The 18419-nt window shown below is 48.7% G+C and carries 18 protein-coding genes and 1 pseudogene; 8 read left to right on the top strand and 11 right to left on the bottom strand.

Annotation, left to right across the window (positions count from 1 at the left end; all coding sequences use genetic code 11):
* From H6H02_RS25765 to H6H02_RS25745, 5 genes and pseudogenes are all read right to left on the bottom strand, one after another.
* A pseudogene (locus H6H02_RS25765) lies at positions 1-87 on the bottom strand (IS630 family transposase); the annotation flags it as partial.
* 155 nt (positions 88-242) lie between these two features.
* The gene (locus H6H02_RS25760; RefSeq protein WP_190823168.1) at positions 243-1895 is read right to left on the bottom strand and encodes a site-2 protease family protein; all 1653 of its coding nucleotides are present in this window, start codon (positions 1893-1895) and stop codon (positions 243-245) included.
* Positions 1896-1922: 27 nt separating this feature from the next.
* On the bottom strand, positions 1923-2162 hold the full coding sequence (locus H6H02_RS25755; protein WP_190823166.1) for a 2Fe-2S iron-sulfur cluster-binding protein: 240 nt from the start codon (positions 2160-2162) through the stop codon (positions 1923-1925).
* 87 nt (positions 2163-2249) lie between these two features.
* A complete protein-coding gene (gene cobQ / locus H6H02_RS25750) occupies positions 2250-3755 on the bottom strand; it encodes a cobyric acid synthase CobQ (RefSeq protein WP_190823165.1) in 1506 nt (501 codons plus the stop codon).
* Between the two features lie 178 nt (positions 3756-3933).
* Complete coding sequence (locus tag H6H02_RS25745) at positions 3934-4341, bottom strand: Npun_F0494 family protein (RefSeq protein ID WP_190823172.1); 408 nt, start codon at positions 4339-4341, stop codon at positions 3934-3936.
* Between the two features lie 247 nt (positions 4342-4588).
* Between H6H02_RS25745 and H6H02_RS25740 the strand changes: the two genes are divergently transcribed.
* Positions 4589-5029 (top strand): peroxiredoxin, encoded by a 441-nt coding sequence (locus H6H02_RS25740; RefSeq protein ID WP_190666842.1) that lies wholly within the window; start codon positions 4589-4591, stop codon positions 5027-5029.
* 96 nt (positions 5030-5125) lie between these two features.
* Here the strand turns inward: H6H02_RS25740 and H6H02_RS25735 are convergent, their stop codons facing one another.
* The 3 genes from H6H02_RS25735 to H6H02_RS25725 all read right to left on the bottom strand — a co-directional run bounded on the left by H6H02_RS25735 (position 5126) and on the right by H6H02_RS25725 (position 7646).
* On the bottom strand, positions 5126-5515 hold the full coding sequence (locus tag H6H02_RS25735; RefSeq protein WP_190823163.1) for a hypothetical protein: 390 nt from the start codon (positions 5513-5515) through the stop codon (positions 5126-5128).
* 142 nt (positions 5516-5657) lie between these two features.
* Complete coding sequence (locus tag H6H02_RS25730; RefSeq protein WP_190823161.1) at positions 5658-6554, bottom strand: ABC transporter permease; 897 nt, start codon at positions 6552-6554, stop codon at positions 5658-5660.
* A gap of 72 nt (positions 6555-6626) precedes the next feature.
* The gene (locus tag H6H02_RS25725) at positions 6627-7646 is read right to left on the bottom strand and encodes an ATP-binding cassette domain-containing protein (RefSeq protein ID WP_190823159.1); all 1020 of its coding nucleotides are present in this window, start codon (positions 7644-7646) and stop codon (positions 6627-6629) included.
* Positions 7647-7875: 229 nt separating this feature from the next.
* On the opposite strand from H6H02_RS25725, the gene H6H02_RS25720 reads away from it, so the two are divergent.
* Together H6H02_RS25720 and H6H02_RS25715 are read left to right on the top strand one after the other, a co-directional pair.
* Complete coding sequence (locus tag H6H02_RS25720) at positions 7876-8415, top strand: Uma2 family endonuclease (RefSeq protein ID WP_190823157.1); 540 nt, start codon at positions 7876-7878, stop codon at positions 8413-8415.
* 67 nt (positions 8416-8482) lie between these two features.
* Positions 8483-9982, top strand: coding sequence for a serine/threonine-protein kinase (locus H6H02_RS25715; protein WP_190823155.1), 1500 nt, complete (start codon positions 8483-8485; stop codon positions 9980-9982).
* A 261-nt stretch (positions 9983-10243) separates the two neighbouring features.
* On the opposite strand, the gene H6H02_RS25710 is transcribed toward H6H02_RS25715, so the two are convergent.
* Positions 10244-11230, bottom strand: coding sequence for a heme o synthase (locus H6H02_RS25710; RefSeq protein WP_199329594.1), 987 nt, complete (start codon positions 11228-11230; stop codon positions 10244-10246).
* A gap of 112 nt (positions 11231-11342) precedes the next feature.
* Positions 11343-12269 carry a heme A synthase gene (locus H6H02_RS25705; protein WP_190823153.1) on the bottom strand — a complete coding sequence of 309 codons (927 nt, stop codon included), beginning with the start codon at positions 12267-12269 and terminating at the stop codon, positions 11343-11345.
* Positions 12270-12346: 77 nt separating this feature from the next.
* On the opposite strand from H6H02_RS25705, the gene H6H02_RS25700 reads away from it, so the two are divergent.
* The 5 genes from H6H02_RS25700 to H6H02_RS25680 all read left to right on the top strand — a co-directional run bounded on the left by H6H02_RS25700 (position 12347) and on the right by H6H02_RS25680 (position 17627).
* Entirely contained in the window at positions 12347-12496 is a 150-nt protein-coding gene (locus H6H02_RS25700; protein ID WP_190823150.1) for a hypothetical protein, read from the top strand.
* Positions 12497-12881: 385 nt separating this feature from the next.
* Complete coding sequence (locus tag H6H02_RS25695; protein ID WP_190823148.1) at positions 12882-13997, top strand: cytochrome c oxidase subunit II; 1116 nt, start codon at positions 12882-12884, stop codon at positions 13995-13997.
* Positions 13998-14127: 130 nt separating this feature from the next.
* Positions 14128-15891 carry a cytochrome c oxidase subunit I gene (gene ctaD / locus H6H02_RS25690; RefSeq protein ID WP_190823146.1) on the top strand — a complete coding sequence of 588 codons (1764 nt, stop codon included), beginning with the start codon at positions 14128-14130 and terminating at the stop codon, positions 15889-15891.
* Positions 15892-15968: 77 nt separating this feature from the next.
* Positions 15969-16598, top strand: coding sequence for a heme-copper oxidase subunit III (locus H6H02_RS25685; RefSeq protein ID WP_190823144.1), 630 nt, complete (start codon positions 15969-15971; stop codon positions 16596-16598).
* A gap of 201 nt (positions 16599-16799) precedes the next feature.
* Positions 16800-17627, top strand: coding sequence for a pentapeptide repeat-containing protein (locus H6H02_RS25680; protein ID WP_190823142.1), 828 nt, complete (start codon positions 16800-16802; stop codon positions 17625-17627).
* Positions 17628-17692: 65 nt separating this feature from the next.
* Here H6H02_RS25680 and H6H02_RS27410 read toward each other — a convergent pair whose 3' ends face one another.
* Positions 17693-18289, bottom strand: a complete 597-nt coding sequence (locus tag H6H02_RS27410; protein ID WP_190823140.1) for a DnaJ domain-containing protein — start codon at positions 18287-18289, stop codon at positions 17693-17695.
* Between the last annotated feature and the right edge of the window lie 130 nt (positions 18290-18419).

Genomic DNA, 18419 nt, shown 5'->3' with positions numbered 1-18419 from the left:
CTCGCTCACTTCACTCTTGTTGAGTCCATCTAACTCGATTGCTTGGATGACCTTCCGGCGTAAGTCATAACTGTAAGCTTTTGCCATCACAGAGTTTCCAGTCACTTCTATCACCACTCTACGTCCTAACTGAACTGGCGACAGCTATATATGATTTTTCGATGATAACCGATACGATCCCGCCTAACCCCTCTTAAAAAGGGGGAATTCTAAGAGCTGAATCTCAATTTGCGGATAAATAGCTAACGAACTGGTACGAAGCTGATACCTACAAGTATCAAACCACCAAATAAGCACACCAAATACACGCCTAACAACAACAGTCTGGTTCCCCAACTAGAATGGGATTCCCGACAGCGTTGGGCAATATCTTTGACCATTCTGTATTTCTGAGCAAACGGTAGGGAACCGTAACCAGACTTTTTGAGCGTCTGGAAAATAGCCATCAGTACACTATCAGCATCGTCAGTTGATTGAGGTAATTCTCGCCGCAGTATCTTCAGAATCTTGGCACTGCGAAAGCTAGCAGGGATGCTAAACGCAATCAAAAATCCGAGGAAAAGAAAAATCCCCGTTCCTGGACTCATGCCGATAAAAACTAGCAACCCGACTGCGAAAAGTTTGAACAGAACATCGGTGTAGGGATGGCGGGAAAATATTAATAAGTCTAGGATGCGTCCTCCATCTAAGGGCAAGATAGGAAGTAGATTGAAGTAGTTAATAATCACCAGAAAGCTGATTACCTCTTGCAACCCTAAGGAACGCTGGAGAGAATCAGGAATTGCCAGCGCGATCGCAACTCCTAAGATTATCCCTGGAACCGGCCCCGCCAGCAAAACCAGAAATTTTTCCCAAATCGTAGCATTGTCTTTGCGTCCGGAAGCCGCAGCACCAAATAAGGGTAAGAAGAAAATCGACGTATCTTTATAGCCGCACCCTCTCATCGTCAAAAAGTGCCCCAGTTCGTGCAAAAACAGGACGCCAATGAGAATCAGTAGTGTCTGCAAGTCGAAAAACGGCGTGAAGGAGATGGCAAACACGACCAAACTGCCAAGCAACAACCAAGACTTTATCCCCTTTCTGGCGCGTCCCCGTTCGATTCGTTCCATCCGGCGGAATCCCTCAACTTCCACCGCCGGAGGAATCTCCACATATCGATAGGGTTCTGTTTTTGCCTTTCGCGTCCACTTTTTGACGAGAGTTATATACTTGCTGTTATCTCTCCCCACCTTGATAGCTGTTTTCATCGCAGTACCCAGATTGAGTTGCAGCAGTTCCGTTCCTTTAATCGGTGACAGCTGCCCTGATTTCACCAAGCTGTCTATGTAGGTGACATGATGCGATCGCAATTTCTCAATAAACGCCTTTGATGACATGGCGAGGGGCATTTTTGTAAGCGCCAAATGCTCAAGCTTGTCTTGATGGGCTTGCCACTGTTCCTGGGTTTCCACTGCGTAAGGATCTTGGAGAATGGTGTTGGGTATTTCTCCAATCACGCCGTAAGCCTGTCCATTCATTGTGTGTAACAGGACACCATCCTCAAAGAAAGTAAGGAACTCAATCGTAAACAGCCTCACTGATTCCGGTAGGCTACGAATATTTACATTGGCGAATGTTTTAAATGCCTCGTTGTATAGCACCATCCCCCAGCTTTTCGAGGCATCCAGGTAAATGTCATTAAAGCTGAAATAGGAATGGAACTGAAACCCTTGCTTTTCAAGTTCTGGCAACGGAATCTCAAATAAATCTTTGATATAAGCAGGGATTTCCTCGCCGCTCCGAATTTCGTATTCGATGTACTCTAGAGTCAAGCCTAAAAGTCGCTGAAAAAAAATCAAGTAGGGTGCTACTACTAGCAACCCATAGACTGCTAATCCGTAAAGCAAATATTCCATTAACGGCTCAACCCTGTGTGTAGTTTGCTACCAGGCGGGGTCAACGTAGAGATTGATTGTTAATTGTTCGCACCCTGCCGGTACTGCTGTGATACAAGCACAGATAGTATGTCCGTCCCCTACCTCCACTTCGCAGGCGTGACACGAACCCATTAGGCAGCCAGTGGGAATGAACACCCCAGCCCGTTCTGCTACCTGTAATAACGCTTCTCCTACCTCAGCGTCAACCGCAATGTCGTCAGGTAAAAAAAGTACACTTACGCTCATCAGTAGTTGGTATTTGGTAATGGGTATTTGGTAATGGGTATTTGGTAATGGGTAATGGGTGAAAAGCAATGACCCATTACCAATGCCTTAAGACAAAATAGGTTTTAAATCTAGGTGAGCTTCCACCGTATCTGCCAGCGAATCCAGAATGGTTTCTCGGTGTTCGCGGTAGTTGGCGACCCCTGTGGGGAGAGATGGAAGCCCCCGTTGCTGCCGTAAGTGATTTAACCAGGCTCTTCGCCAAGGGCCATTATCAAAAAGACCGTGGAGATAAGTGCCTACAACTGATTGAGAGGCATCGACAATTCCTAAACTTGGGTCGTCAAACAGGGTTTTGTAGGAGTATTGCTTGGGTGCGTGTCCGGATGCCCCCATTCCTTCATCTGAATCCAACAGCCGCGTGCGCCCCTGATGGATTTCATAACCGGCGACGGGTAAACCAGCTTGAGGATAGTTAGACGTTACGAGTCGTTGGCGGGCAATTTTTTGAGCGGTAATTACGGTTTTTACGGGTAACAATTCCAGACCTTTGTAACGTCCGGTTTCGCCTTCAATTCCTTCGGGATCGGCTAAAAATTTGCCCAGCATTTGGAAGCCGCCGCAGATTCCCAGAATGGTGCCGCCTGCTGCCGCGTAGTTTTGAATTGCTTGCGCCATGCCGGTTTTTTGCAGCAGCATCAAGTCAGCGATGGTGGTTTTGGAACCTGGAATAATCACGGCATCCGGATGTCCCAAGGGTTCTCTGGGGCTAATGTATTTCACCGTAACGCTGGATTCTGCTTCTAGGGGGTCAAAGTCGGTGAAGTTAGAAATCCGGGGAAGGCGGATGATGGCAATGGTGAGATCGCTGTAAGATTTGGTCGTGCGACGCTCAAACAAATCTAAGGAATCTTCAGCAGGCAAAGCTTGATCGATCCAGGGAATCACACCTGCAACGGGAATGCCGGTGCGTTCTTCTAGCCAGGTGATGCCGGAGTCTAAGAGCGATCGCTGTCCTCGGAATTTATTAATGACAATCCCTTTGATCAGCGCCCGTTCTTCCTTCTCCAGCAACTCCAGAGTACCCACTACATGAGCAAAAGCGCCCCCCCGGTCGATATCCACGACTAGCAAGGTTGAGGCATTTAAATGCTTCGCTACCCGCATATTCGCCATGTCGCGGTGCTTAAGGTTAATCTCCGCTGGGCTACCCGCTCCCTCACAGACCAGTAAATCAAATTCTTCGGAAAGACGTTGCAGCGATTCTTCAATTGCCTGCCAACCGATATCAAAATACTGCTCGTAGTACTCCGCAGCACCCACTTGCCCGACGGATCTGCCCTTGATAATCACCTGGGAAGTCATGTCCCCTTGGGGCTTAAGTAAAATTGGGTTCATCTCCACCCAGGGCGTGACTCCCGCAGCCCAAGCTTGCACTGCCTGGGCATAACCAATTTCTCCTCCAGTGGGCGTTACGTAAGCATTCAGCGCCATATTCTGCGCTTTAAAGGGAGCCACTCGCCAGCCGCGCCGAGATAGAATCCGGCAAAGTGCTGCGGTTAGTAGAGATTTTCCTGCGTGGGATGTGGTTCCCACGACCATAATCGCTTTCATTTTAATAGTTTGGGGTTATAGGGAAGAGCAGGCAAGCGGGCAAGCAGGCGAAAGGCACAAAACAGGGGGGCAGGGAAAAATTCTTACTTAGTCCTCAGTTCTCAGTCCTCAGTTCTCAGTCCTCAGTCCTCAGTCCTCAGTCCTCAGTCCTCAGTCCTCAGTCCTCAGTCCTCAGTCCTCAAAACAACCGGAACCAACGATTTAAGGCATTATAGAAGCGATCGCTAAGACAGGGGGCAGGCCACGAACCACCCTGAAGTTCCCATTTTTCAACCAATTGGCGTCCCAAGGGTGTGAGGCGAAAACTATCGGTGATTCCTTGACCATCCACCTCTCGGCGCAGGATGCCGACCTGAATCAGCCACAACAGCGAACTTTCTGCGCCTAGTTCCCGCACAGGATGGCGGGTGTAGGAGCGTTGGACACCTGAAGCACCCGCGATCGCTTGCAGAGGAACGCTGGTTGAGCGCATCGCCGCAAACAAAGGCAGGAGGAAGGGCGAACAGCGCATCGCCCTTTCGGCACGGGATACACTGCTAGGGGAATATTGAATCGACTGGGAGTTTTTTGCCTCAATAGAATTCATTTCTTCTGTAATGCCAGGAAACAGCAGAGGATTAAAAATTGCCATCTAGTCAATATCGATTATTTATTAACCGATTTTTAGCGATCGCACCCACAAACTTTATGGTTGTAGCTGTAGACGCTCTCCAGCGCGTCTCGATAAGAGACTAACTGCCGTCATCCACCTTAGCTTAGCCCAAGCGGAATTTTAAAATATTGTAAAATTTGATTTTCACCAAACAATCATAACTGAGTAGGAAATAGAATTTATGGCTCTAGCAGTCGGTACAACGGCACCCGCTTTCACCGCCAAAGATACCAATGGGAACACTGTCTCGTTGTCTGATTTGGCAGGAAAAACTGTGATTTTGTATTTTTATCCCAAAGATGATACACCCGGCTGTACCAAACAAGCTTGTAGCTTTCGAGATGCCTATGCCGACTATCAAGGCAAAGATATTGTAGTCTTGGGCGTTAGCAAGGATGATGAAGCATCTCACCAGAAATTCACCGAGAAGTTCAATTTGCCTTTTCCCCTACTGGCAGATGTCGATGGCAGCATTATCAAAGCTTATGACGTTGAAGGAAGTAGCGGTTATGCCCAGCGCGTAACCTACGTGATTGGTGGTACTGGCATGATCGTTCACGTTGATTCCAGCGTTAACACGGGTAGTCATGCTCAGGATATCTTAGCGGCACTAGCTTCTTGAGCCGACGACTTTAGTCTCTAGAAATAATCCGAGAAGCCCGATTTCCATTAAGGAAACCGGGCTTCTCAATCACAGGACTATTTGAATACTGATTAGTTATGGCGTCGAAGAGGCGGGGGTAACTGAGTTTGCTGGAGTGACAGGTGCTACAGGTGCTGCCTGATTTGGAGTGCCAAGAAGCTTTAGTTGTTCGCGCCGGAACTGATCGGCGGCAGTATTCAGATTATTCTTCTGGTCGGTACTAAACTCGTCCATACTGCGAATGTTGCCTAGGGTGGCTCGATGCATCAAGTCAAAGACACCGGAAGCACCGCCATCATTCGTCCGAGAAAATGGATCTGTATTTTGCTCTTGGAAAGTGTCTGCGGGATTGACCGCTCCTGGTTGCGACAGGGTTGATTGAGCCAGAGTTAATTGAGGCAGCAAGCAGGAGGCGAATCCCATGCCAGCCAGGACACCGAGAACCAGTTTAGTTTTTTTATTCATGACAATTTGGGGAGAAACACGCTAAGAAAGTTTTGAGGATTGAATTTCGAGTTTTGAATAAAGACGAAAAAATTTATCTTTATGTTCAACTTTATAACTCAAAACTCACTCAAGACTTGGTACTCATTACTCAAGACGATTCTTAAGCAAACCGACGACGCAGCAGGGGTTGAATTGCTAATAATATTACTGCATCAAAACCGAGAAGCACCAATATCGCAGTGCCAAAAGTTACAGCACCCCCAGGAGATTGCATGACGACGCTACTGAGTGCCCAATCACTGTGGAGATACAGATAACGAATTGGCTCAATCGCATAGCTTAGAGGATTAAGTGTTGCGACAACCTGCAACCAATTGGGCATGAAGGATAAAGGGGCGAGGGCTGTGCTGGCAAACAGTAAAGGCAGGTTGGTCACAAAGATTACAGCAATCAGCTCGACGTGACCAGGCAAAGCAAAAGCTAAACCCAAGCTCAAAGCAGTGACACCCAGAACCAGTAGTAGAACAATCAATGCGATCGCTCCCAAGCCTAAAAGATTGGGTAAACCGGCTCCTAAAAAAGCACTGGCTGCAACAATCACTGCCGCTTGGATTAAGCTCAACGTCACAATATAGATAGCTGAGGCAGCAACAATCGAAAATCGGGATGCCAGAGGAGCAACTAATAAGCGGTTGAGAAAGCCAAACTCCCGGTCAAACATTACCGGCAATCCAGCATTCAGTGCCCCGGCAAAGGCGGTAAAAACAATCACTCCGGCACCGAGAAATTGTCCGTAGCTCAAGTCATTGCCAAAAATGCCTTGAGGAGCATTTTGAAACAGCGCCCCGAATAAAACCAACCACATCAAAGGCTGGATAATTCCCGCCACGAGCGTCGAGGGACGCCGTTGCAATTGAATGAATAAGCGCTTCGTTAAAGCCAGAGTTTCTTGAATAAAGTCGCTAACGAGGCTGGATGCAGCACCAGCATTAGATTTACCAGCTGCCTCTGGCTGCAACCGGATGTCAGGTTTAGGAGGCGTTATCGTACTGCTCATATCAATTTTGGATGTTGGATATTGGGATATTGGATGTAGGATTTTGGTGGCTTGGTGGTGTAAAAGCTGGCGCTACCGCATATTCTGCTTTTTCTCTGCCTTCGGATCGCGGCTACCCGCTGCTGCAAGTTCTGCATCCATCAGGGTTCTCCCCGTAGCGGCGAGGTAAACATCATCTAAGCTAGGTCTAGCTTGGGCAATGCCAAAAATCGGTAAATTAGCGGCTTGTAGAGATTGCTGTATTGTCATCAGCGCGTCGCTTTGGGGCGTTACGACTAAATTGAGGGAATTCCCCTGAGCGCTATTGATGATCGCTTCTTGGACAAAGGGCAGAGATTGCAGCATCGTTTTCGCTTTCTCTGCTTCCTCAATGGGAGAAAATTCGCGGATACGCAGGGTGATGCGATCGCCTCCCACCCGATCCTTCAACTCAGAAGGCGTCCCAGAGGCAATCACTACCCCCCGGTCGATAATCGCCACCCGGTCGGCTAAGGCATCAATTTCTTCTAAATAGTGGCTGGTGATCAGCACTGTTGTCCCGGATGCTCGCAACTGGCGCAAGAAATCCCACACGACTACACGGCTTTCAATATCTAGCCCTACGGTTGGTTCATCCAGAACTAAGACATCTGGCTGATGCAGCAACCCGGCAGCTAAGTCGAGGCGCTTGCGTAAACCGCCAGAGTAGGTGCCAGTTTTTTTATCAGCGTATTCTTGCAAGCCCAAGACACTCAGCACCGCCTCAATTCTCTGTTTCGCCACGGCACGGGGGAGGTGATACAGCGCGGCTTGCAGTTGCAGGAGTTCCCGCCCCGTCAGCACCTTATCTAAGGCGACCTCCTGAGCCACATAGCCCAAGCGTTGCCGTGCCCCCCTAGGGTTATCTACAACGGAGATGCCAGAAACTTCAATTTTGCCAGCATCGGGTGTTGTCAGGGTACACAAGACCCGCAGGGTCGTCGTTTTCCCGGCACCATTTGGCCCCAATAGACCAAAAATTTCACCAGGCTCTACCTGAAAGGAAACATTTTTAACGGCTTCTACTGAGCCGTAGCGTTTCTGAAGCTTTTCGATTAAAACAGCGGGAGCCATAGATGTCCCAAATTAACAAATCTAAACACTCTTTGTTTCTATTGTATTTCAATCCCTCATCAGGATTTATACTCCCACCGCACTAGACTTCTCTACTTGAAAGGCGAAAAGTCCGTACAGTGACATCTCAGGACAATACAGCGCCAGACAAGTATACGGATAAGCGATCGCGCTAGCATTGGCTCAGACCCAGACCGCCGATTAATGCTGCAAAGGAGAGTGAATACCTATGGTGACTGCTGCTGTTGTCCCAAAAAATTTCTCTCTAGAAGACTTTATGCGAAATCCCCCCGAAAATATGGAGTGGGTGGATGGGGAACTTGTGGAGAAAAGTGGAATGACGCTTAAACATGGCGAAATTCAGGGAAATCTAGGCTTTTACTGGAAAAGCTACACAATCTCAAGTGGACAGGGAGGCAAAGTTTATACAGATGTTCCTTGTCGCACCCACAAGCAAGGGCGTCGTCCAGATGTAGCTTATCTCACCCCTGAATTAGTGGCTCAGTTTGGCAATGTTGCTGTATTACCGCAGAGTTTCCCTCTGGTTGCAGAAATCGTTTCACCCACTGATTTGGGTGAGGATATATTTCTCAAAGCACGCGAGTATTTGGATTCAGGTTGTTTGGAAGTTTGGCTGGTATTTCCTGAAAGTCGATGGGTAATTGTGATTACCCAAAGTCAAGCGTTGATGTTTACAACAAGTCAAGTAGTCAGCACTCAAACGGTATTGCCGGGATTTAATGTAGCGGTGGATGAGTTGTTGGCTTGAGGCTCAATATTCACCTGTTTTTTGGGAAAACTGAATATAGACACAATCTGCTAAAGCCTTCCCAGATATGCTCTATTGTTCCATTCCCACTTGCTCAAATCCCTTCAATCCCAATGGGAATAGATTTTGTCAAAGCTGCGGTTCGCAAGCACTCTCAGCATTATTTCGCAACCGCTATCGGGTGATTCGACTCTTGGGTAAAGGTGGTTTTGGCAGAACTTATGAAGCTACAGATGCAGATAGAATGGACGATCCCTGCGTCATTAAGCAATTTGTTCCACAAGTGCAGGGAACGGCAGCACTTGAGAAAGCGACGGAACTCTTTAAGCAAGAAGCGAAGCGATTGTATGACTTGGGAGAACATCCGCAAATTCCCCGATTAGTTGCCTATTTTGAACAGGATAAGCGCCTATATTTGGTGCAAGAGTTTATTGAGGGGCAGAATTTATTACAAGAATTGACCCAGCAGGGAGCTTTTAGCGAAGACAAGATAAAACAACTTTTAGCCGATTTGTTGCCGGTCCTCAAGTTTGTACACGAACGCGGTGTCATTCACCGGGATATTAAGCCAGAAAATATTATGCGCCGCCGCAAGGATGGCAAGTTGATGCTGATTGATTTCGGTGTCTCTAAACAGGCAACGGGAACGCTTCTCAGTAGAGTTGGTACTACGGTTGGGACATCTGGATATGCACCAATAGAACAAATGCGCGGTCAAGTTTACCCAGCTAGCGATTTATACAGTTTAGGTGTCGCTTGCGTTCGGCTATTAACTCAATGTTTGCCAAAGGAAGATGGTTCTGATGGTATTTATGATCCCCTGAATGGTCGTTGGATATGGACAGAATATCTGCCACGCGGTACAAGCATTAGTTCTCAAATGCAGCAAATATTGGATAAACTGCTTCAAGACTATGTGAAGAATCGCTATCAGTCTGCTAATGAAGTGATACAAACTCTGAAGCCACAGCCCTCGTCTTTGAGGACTCAGGCGTCAGCTTTGTCAACTCAACACTTAGCACTCCACACTCACAATTTTCCTTCACCTTCCATCAAGCTTATTTCATCTAGGGGAGTTGATTATCGACCTCTAGAAAAGCTACTTATAACTGGTAACTGGAAAGAAGCCGATGGGGAAACGCTAACTAAGATGCTACAGGTAATAGGAAAGACAGTAAGAGACGATCTTACAGAAGAAAACATCAAGAACTTCCCCTGTGAGGATTTGTGCATAATTGATCAGCTGTGGGTAAAGTACAGCCAAGGACGCTTCGGTTTTAGCGTACAGAAGTGCATTTGGATAGAGCAGGGAAGTCGAAGCGGCGTCTGTGATTACTACGATTACCAAGCCTGGTATAAGTTTGGCGAGCGGGTTGGATGGTATGTAAATAACAAATGGCAATACTATTCTGGTCTTACTTTCACCTCAAATGCCCCCGATGGACATTTTCCCGCACGACTATCGCGTGTTCAAGCAGGTGTGACTGATCGAGGTTGGCGGTTGTTTGTATGGGATTTGGTTTTGGGGGGTTGTCTGTTCTCGCGCATTGAGGCTTGTGGACTGTAAAATTTAGTAACTCTGGAATTCAATAGTCAAACACTCGACATAGATGACAGTAAACTATAGGGTTGCTAGCATTTATAATTTGGCGATCGCATTCGTAAATCCTACTATTGTCATTTTCAATGTATGCGATTGCGCGAATTATTGATGGGAATGCGAGCGCGCCCTTCCCTATAGCTGAGATAGAGAAAGTGCGATCGCTTTCAACGCAAAAAACCCGCCTTGGCGGGTTTTTTTGTGTAGACGCGATTTCTAATCGCCGAATCATTGCAAAATTGCGATCTCGCTGATTAATGTCTGGAGATGTTCGCCTACCAATGTGGTGAATTGATGCGTCACTGGCAAACTATCAACGACAATGCCGGTGCAAAGCAGCATCATGTAGAGGATAGAGTATTTAAAAAGCGATCGCGCTACCTGTTTATCTCCAGGTGACTGCAATAACTGCCATGCTTTCTTAATAAAGAGACTCCCCAGGATTGAGGCAAAAATGCCATAAACAATACCAGACGCCCCTAAAGGATAAACCAGCAGCAACGTCATCGGTACCATAATCAGGGTGTACAGCCAAATTTGCCGAGTCGTGACCACTTCACCTTCAACCACTGGCAGCATCGGAATGCCGACTTTGGCGTAGTCATCTCGAATCATTAAAGCTAACGCCCAGAAATGGGGAGGCGTCCACACAAACACAATCGCGAAAAGCAGCCAAGCTGCCCAGCTTAAGGTGCCGGTAACAGCTGCCCAACCCACAAGCGCCGGAATCGCCCCGGCTGCACCGCCAATCACGATGTTTTGCGTGGTGTGGCGTTTTAGCAAGTGGGTGTAGATGCCCATGTAGAAGACAACGCCTGAGATTGCTAAGAGGGCGGACAGCAGGTTGGCGAAGACTGTCAGCAAAGTGAAAGAGAGACAAGCCAGGACAATTGCAAAAATCAGCGCATCGCGGGACTGCACTCGACCAGAAGGAATCGGGCGGTGGCGGGTGCGCTCCATTGCATAATCAATATCACGATCGTAGATGCAGTTGAGGGTTTGAGCAGATGCAGCAGCGAGAGTTCCACCTGCCATCGTCACCAATAACAACAGCGGGTCTACCTGTCCATCTGATGCCATCCACATACTCGCCGCCGTTGTGATCAGCAGCAGAGGGATAATTCGGGGCTTTGTCAGCTGGTAGTAACTCTGAATGACCTCTAGAAAGTTTTGGTGTCTGCGGGAGACATCGGTTCCAACTATCATTTCCTGCATTATTTATTTTTTCCTAAATTACTTAGCCTGCCGCAACGCGATCGCTCAAGGGTAAACGAGCGCAGGCTTTGTTTGTGGAGTCCCACCCGAAGGGGTGCAGATCGATGAAGAGCTATACGGAAGGGTTGGGAATGACACTGGCGCGATCGCGCAACGCCAAAACACTAAAAGCAACGAGGGTTCCGAGTAAGGCGGCTCCGACTGCCTGATGGGCGACTGTCAAGGGTTCTACTTGGAGGTGTAAACGGAAGGTCGCCACACCGAGAATCACTTGTAACACCAGTAAACCACCACCCAGATTAGCCAGACGGCGCAGCATTGGGTGCAGTGCGGGTGTGCGCCATGCCATAAGCACGACAGCGACGATCGCTAAAGTTGGGGGAACAACACCCGCAATGTGGCTATTCATCACCGTACACAACTCTTGTGCCCCAAAGCACTGATGGAGCGCCCAGCGAGAACCCACTAATCCACCCAGGAGGCTTTGTAGATAGACCAAAAGGGCAGCCGTTAAGCTCACCCAAGGCAATTTTCCAACCGTGCCTGTGCCTTGATAAGGCAAGAGTGCCGCGCCAATTGTCAGTAGGGTGATAAAAAACAACAGTGCGGTTCCCAGGTGAGCGGTGACAATATCAAAACGCAGCAGCTGCGTTACGGTCAGCCCTCCCAAGACGCCCTGAAATACGACTAAAAAGAGTGCGAAGGTGGACGCCCAAGGAAGCCATTTGGGGAGCGATCGCCGATGCCACCAGGAAAGAACCGCTAGCGCGATCGCGCCGAAGCCGATTGCTGCTGCGTCCAACCTGTGAAACCACTCCAGAAACACCTGAAGATTCATCTGCGAAGAAGGCACCAGTTGACCGTAACATAGAGGCCAATCCGGGCACGCCAGCCCAGCATTCATCACTCTGGTGGCACTCCCAATCGCCATCAAAACCAGCGTAGCGACGCCCAGCCGAAACACCAAGCGACGGATCTTGTCCCTTGGGTGGGAATCCTCCGGAGTGCGAACATCCTGATGAAGGACGGATTCTGTCATAGCGTTCAAAAAGCTAATTTTTCTTAATCAAATCCAGAGTATCCGCTCAATTCCAACCTAGCATCTACTTAGGGAGGATGACCGGCTCTAGCTACCACTCTAATAATCCGGTTGCACCATCAGCCACCGCTTTAGGAATTTCTTCCAATTGCCGAGATTTAACCGAAATTGACGCGAATCCGGGCGATGCAGTGACGTTGGCTTCTAAAATTTTAGGTTTCTTCTAGATTAATCAGTCGTTAACTAAAAAAAATCACTTGGACTTAGAAAAAAAACCGCTAAAATCCAAAAGCAACCTTCCGGCTCTAAATCCTGAATCCCTGACAGGGCGGGAGATGCTCAGCAGGCTGAACCTTGGCGGCAATTGCTTTGTCTGCGGGTAGCTTTCCAGAGTCAATGGTGGCGATCCCAAAAAAATCCCAAAAGATAAGCCAGATTGGATCGCCTTTATGGGATCTCTGCCTTACCGTGGTTAATGAGGCTGAACTGATTTTTTAAGATCGAATCGAAAGGCAGCTTCAAATCGAGGCAGTCTAGATAGACCGAATCTGTCTGGGCATCAGCCCAAACTGTTTTGTTCAGAAGTTTTGCACCAAATCCAAGACAAAGCCCGTGAAAATCCCAAGCTCGATATTAACTTTACTGGTTGGCATTGTGCTGACCCTTGTCAGCCTGTGGTACGGTCAAAACCACGGTCTTTTGCCGATAGCAGCCTCTGAGGAAGCAACCCTAATCGACAGGCTGTTTAACGCGATGATGACCATTTCCACAGGTCTGTTCCTGCTGGTTCAGGGAATAATTATCATTGCGGCAATTAGATTTCGGCAACGTCCTGGCGATGATACGGACGGGCCACCCGTGCATGGCAACGTTCCCTTAGAAATTCTGTGGACGGCGATTCCAGCAGTGATCGTCCTGGGAATCTCGATCTACAGTTTTGAGGTTTATGGTGAGATAGGCGGGCTGAATCCGATGGATCACTCGGTTGCCCACGCTCCAAGTCATCAGCAGGTTGCCAAAATGCCAGGGGCAGCGTTAGCGAAGCGTGCGGGAACCGCATTCGCAGCTACCTTAACAGAGGCTGAAAGCGCCACAGATACTGAAAATCGCAATCAGCAGCTGCAAGAAAAAGTCCTGGAAGACCCCGCTACAGCAAAATTCCGCAAGGAACTTCCCCAACTGCGGGATTCATCAGACGTGGGCGTAACTTCCGGTCGCATTGGTCCTACACCTGACAAGCAAGGTCAAGACCCAGAATTTTTTGTGAACGTTACGGGTTTACAGTTTGCTTGGCTTTTTAGCTACCCTGGAACCGATGTGACCGCTGGGGAATTGCATCTGCCGCTGGGACGGGAAGTGAAATTGAACATCTCGGCAAATGATGTCATACACGCTTTTTGGGTGCCTGAGTTTCGCCTCAAGCAGGATGCGGTTCCAGGACGACAAACTGAGCTGCGGTTTACACCCAACAGAATCGGTGAGTATCCCCTAATTTGCGCGGAACTCTGTGGTGCTTATCATGGAGTCATGAAGACAACGGTCATTGTTCAGACCCCCGAAGATTTCCAGAATTGGCTTGCCGAGCAGCAAGAAGTTGCTAGTTCGGAGGCTCTCGATCGGGCGGTGGCAGTAAACCCCGCAGAACGCTCAGATGCTGAGTTTTTGGCTCCCTACGCCAGTGAAATGGGGATCGATGCCGAAACTCTACACTCTCTCCACCACCACTGAGTAAGAGAGGGATGAGTAATGAATGTTGAGTTGTGAGTTAAGAAAGTTCTCTGAAAAATCTTTTATTGAATTCAAAACTCAAAATTCAAAACTCAAAACTCTTCCGACCCCCCTAACTTCTGAATTTGAGATGACACAAGTAGAGCTTCAAGAAAAAGCCAATCTACCTGCCCACGGTGAACAACCGAAGGTAACGCATTGGCGAGAATACTTTAGCTTTAGTACCGACCATAAAGTGATTGGGATTCAATACCTAGTCACGACGTTTATCTTTTATTTGATTGGTGGAGTCCTGGCAACAGCCGTTCGCACGGAACTGGCAACGCCAGAGTCCGATTTTGTCGCCCCAGATGTTTACAACAGCTTATTTACGGTTCACGCGACGGTGATGATCTTCTTGTGGATCGTGCCTGCGGGAACCGGCGGCTTTGGGAATTACCTGGTGCCTTTGCTGATTGGGGCAAGGGATATGGCGTTTCCGAGACTGAATGCGATCGCCTTCTGGATCATCCCACCGGCTGGGTTGCTGCTGTTGAGCAGTTTCTTAGTCGGGGCACCCGGTGCGGGTTGGACTTCTTATCCCCCCTTGAGCGTTGTCAGTGGCAAACCCGGTGAAGCGATTTGGATTCTCAGTGTCCTGATACTGGGAACCTCTTCAATCCTGGCAGCGATCAATTTTCTCGTCACCATCTGGAAGATGCGGACGCCAGGGATGGGGTGGAATCAAATGCCCTTGTTCTGCTGGGCAATGCTCGCCACTTCTGCATTGGCTCTCATCGCTACGCCAGTTTTAGCAGGGGCACTGATTCTATTATCCTTTGACCTGCTGGTGGGTACGTCCTTCTTTAACCCGACCGGGGGGGGCGATCCCATCGTGTATCAGCACCTATTCTGGTTTTACTCCCACCCGGCGGTTTACATCATGATCCTCCCCTTCTTCGGGATGATCTCTGAAATTTTGCCGGTTCACGCCCGCAAGCCGATTTTTGGTTATAAGGCGATCGCTTATTCCAGTCTGGCGATCAGCTTTTTGGGGCTAATCGTCTGGGCGCACCATATGTTTACCAGCGGCACTCCTGCCTGGCTGCGGATGTTTTTCATGATCACCACAATGGTGATTGCTGTCCCGACAGGTATCAAAGTATTTAGCTGGTTGGCAACCATTTGGGGTGGCAAACTGCGCCTGAACAGCGCCATGCTGTTCGCAATGGGCTTCATCTCCATGTTTGTCATCGGCGGCATCAGTGGCGTCATGGTGGCAGCCGTGCCCTTCGATATTCACGTTCACGACACCTACTTTGTCGTAGCTCACTTGCACTATGTCCTCTTTGGCGGCAGTGTTTTCGGCATCTATGCCGGATTCTATCACTGGTTCCCCAAGATGACGGGGCGGATGCTGAACGAAACTTGGGGCAAAGTTCACTTTGTCCTGATGTTGGTTGGCTTCAATATGGCATTCCTGCCGATGCACAAGCTAGGTCTAGAAGGGATGAACCGACGGATTGCTTCGTATGACCCGAAATTTACCACCCTCAACGTGATCTGCACGGTTGGGGCATACATCCTCGCCGTCTCCACCATTCCTTTCATTGTCAATGCTTGTTGGAGTTGGATAGCGGGTCCCAAGGCACCTGATAACCCCTGGCAAGGACTGACCCTAGAGTGGATGACAACCTCACCTCCGCCACCGGAAAACTTTGAGAAAGACCCAGTGTTAGCCACCGGGCCTTATGACTATGGTATGGGCGATCGCCGGACTCAAGTCGAGGTACCTCTTGATGAGCCTCGAAATCCAGTCTTGGCTGCTGGCCCTGACTCGGTTCTCCGTGCCGATCCCGATCCCGCAGTGGCGGCGCATCCCGATGACCGCCAAGGAGAAAGTCACAATCGGTAATGGTAATCGGTAATCGGGAGACGACCTATTACCGATTCTCTACTACCCATTACGTATCCAATTTCTAGAGGAGATTCATGCAAGGTTCAACGATTGACCCAGCGAAAACTGCCCTCAACTATCACCACAACTCAGAAGCAACCGTGGAAGCCCACGGCGTAGAACATCATGATTTCCGCATCCAGGGACTGATTGTGTTTCTGATTGCGGAAGGCATGATCTTTGTCGGCTTATTTACCGCCTATCTCGCCTTTCGCGCTGTGGCACCCAGTTGGCCCCCGGAAGGAACGCCAAAGTTAGAGCTATTACTGCCCGGAATCAACACACTTATTCTGATTTCCAGTAGTTTCGTGATCCACAATGCGGATACTGCCATCAAAAAGAACGATGTGGCAGGTTTGAGGACTTGGTTTGCCGCAACTGCCCTGATGGGAGCAATTTTCCTAGGGGGTCAGATTTACGAGTATACCCATTTGGAATTTGGTCTCAGCACTAACTTGTTTGCCAGCACGTTTTATGTTCTGACTGGTTTCCACGGTCTCCACGTTCTTTTGGGACTGGGGGCGATGATTGCCGTTTTGTGGCGCAGTTTAAAACCCGGTCACTACAGCAGCGAACACCACTTTGGCGTTGAAGCCGCAGAGATTTATTGGCACTTCGTCGATATTGTGTGGATTATTTTGTTCACCATCCTCTATCTGATTTGAATCTTTGTTTTTGCTTTTTTGACAAAGCTTGCCCCCAATTGGGGGCTTTTTTATGAGGAAAAGTTACTCTACTGATTGGAGGCGGGAAGGAGTCCTAAAATTTTAGATTTGGGGTTTGGGATTTTGAGTTGAAAATCTTAGACAGTCAGCGACTTTCCCGATTGAAAATCATGCAACTGTTCCGCAAATTGGTATGAATCGATGGACGCAGATGAACTACTGAGGAAATATGTAGAGGGCGAAAGAGATTTTTGTCTAGCCGACTTAAGTGGAGCCGACCTGAGTGGGGTAAATCTCAGTCAGGCGGATTTTAGTGGAGCAAACTTAAAGAAAGCTACCTTGAGTCGAGCGATTCTGAGCCGATGCACGCTAGCAGCAACCCACATGGAGGAAGCCGACTTGTGTGAGGCAGACTTGCGTAGAGCCGATTTAAGTGGAGCTGAAATGTTTGGAGCCTTCTTAATTGCAGCCAACCTGAGTTTAGCCGACTTGATTGGTACCGACTTGACGAGAGCCAATTTGGGTTTAACCGACTTGATTGGAGCAGACTTGATTGGAGCGGACTTGAGCGCAGCGAACTTGAGTTTTGCCGACCTGCGTGGAGCTGACCTGAGTGGAGCTAATCTGAATGAGGCTAATCTGAGCGCATCCCATCTCTATGAAGCTGACTTGAGCGAGGCAAACTTGGTGGGAACGAACTTCCGGAGAGCGCTCTACAACGAACAAACTAAGTTTCCTGAAGAGTTTGATCCAAAACTAGCAGGAGCGTTGTTGATTGCCCCAAATGTATTGCTGGCAGGAATAGACCTGAGTAGAGCGAACCTTCCTGGGGTTAATTTGCGAGGAGCTAACTTGAGCGGTACTAACTTGAGCAAGGCAGATATGGTTTGGATAGATTTGAGTGGAGCCAATCTGAGTGGAGCCAACTTGAGCGAAGCGAATTTGAGTGGAGCCAACTTGAGTGGAGCCAACTTGAGCGAAGCGAATTTGAGTGGAGCCATCATGCCCGATGGCAGCATTCATGACTAGGCGCGGTCAAACAGTTAGCGGCTAGAGGGAAGCTGTGAGGCGAATCTCTCAAAGAATTGATGCTGTTAGCGATCGCTCACTTGTTTCTCAAACGTGGCATAAGCTTGATTAATCGCCTGCATTTGAGCTTTAGCATTGGTAGAAGGATTAACATCAGGGTGATACTGCCTTCCCAATCGTCGGTAAGCACGCTTAACATCGTCAGCATCCGCGTTCCTGAACACGCCCAAAACTTCCCACCATTCCCCAGATGGCACGGCATCAACCGTGGATTCACTGGATTCACTTGCGCCACATTTTTGCCAAATTTTCAGGGTGTTCTTCTCACCGCCACTTACCAGCGTCTGTCCATCGAAACTGAAGGCAACGGGATGACGCCCAGACAGAGTATCCAGCATTTCTCCATCTAGGTTCCAAAGTTTGATAGTACCGTCTCGGCTGCCACTGGCGAGTGTTTTGCCATCGGGGTTGATAGCAATAGAAACAACCGCAGATGAGTGTCCTGTAAGCGTGCGAAGCAATTCTCCAGTCTGAAAATTCCACACCTTGATTGTTGCGTCGCTACTCCCACTAACTAGAGTCTTTCTATCCCAGCTGAAGGCGACTGAAGTAACCCAGTCTGAATGTCCGATAAGGATGCGGGGCTGTTGTCCATCGCTCAAATTCCATAGCCTGATAGTTTGATCCCATATTCCGCAGGTTTTGGCATGGAGTTATTGTATTTTTGATGCATGAGTGCATCTGAGATTAGAGTACAAGATATTGACCACAGTGGGATTGTGGCAGGGGTCA

It is taken from the genome of Coleofasciculus sp. FACHB-1120 (assembly GCF_014698845.1).
In the GTDB taxonomy this organism is placed as follows: domain Bacteria; phylum Cyanobacteriota; class Cyanobacteriia; order Cyanobacteriales; family FACHB-T130; genus FACHB-T130.
Note: the sequence above shows the minus strand (reverse complement) of the source record. Positions and strands in the feature narration are given on the sequence as shown.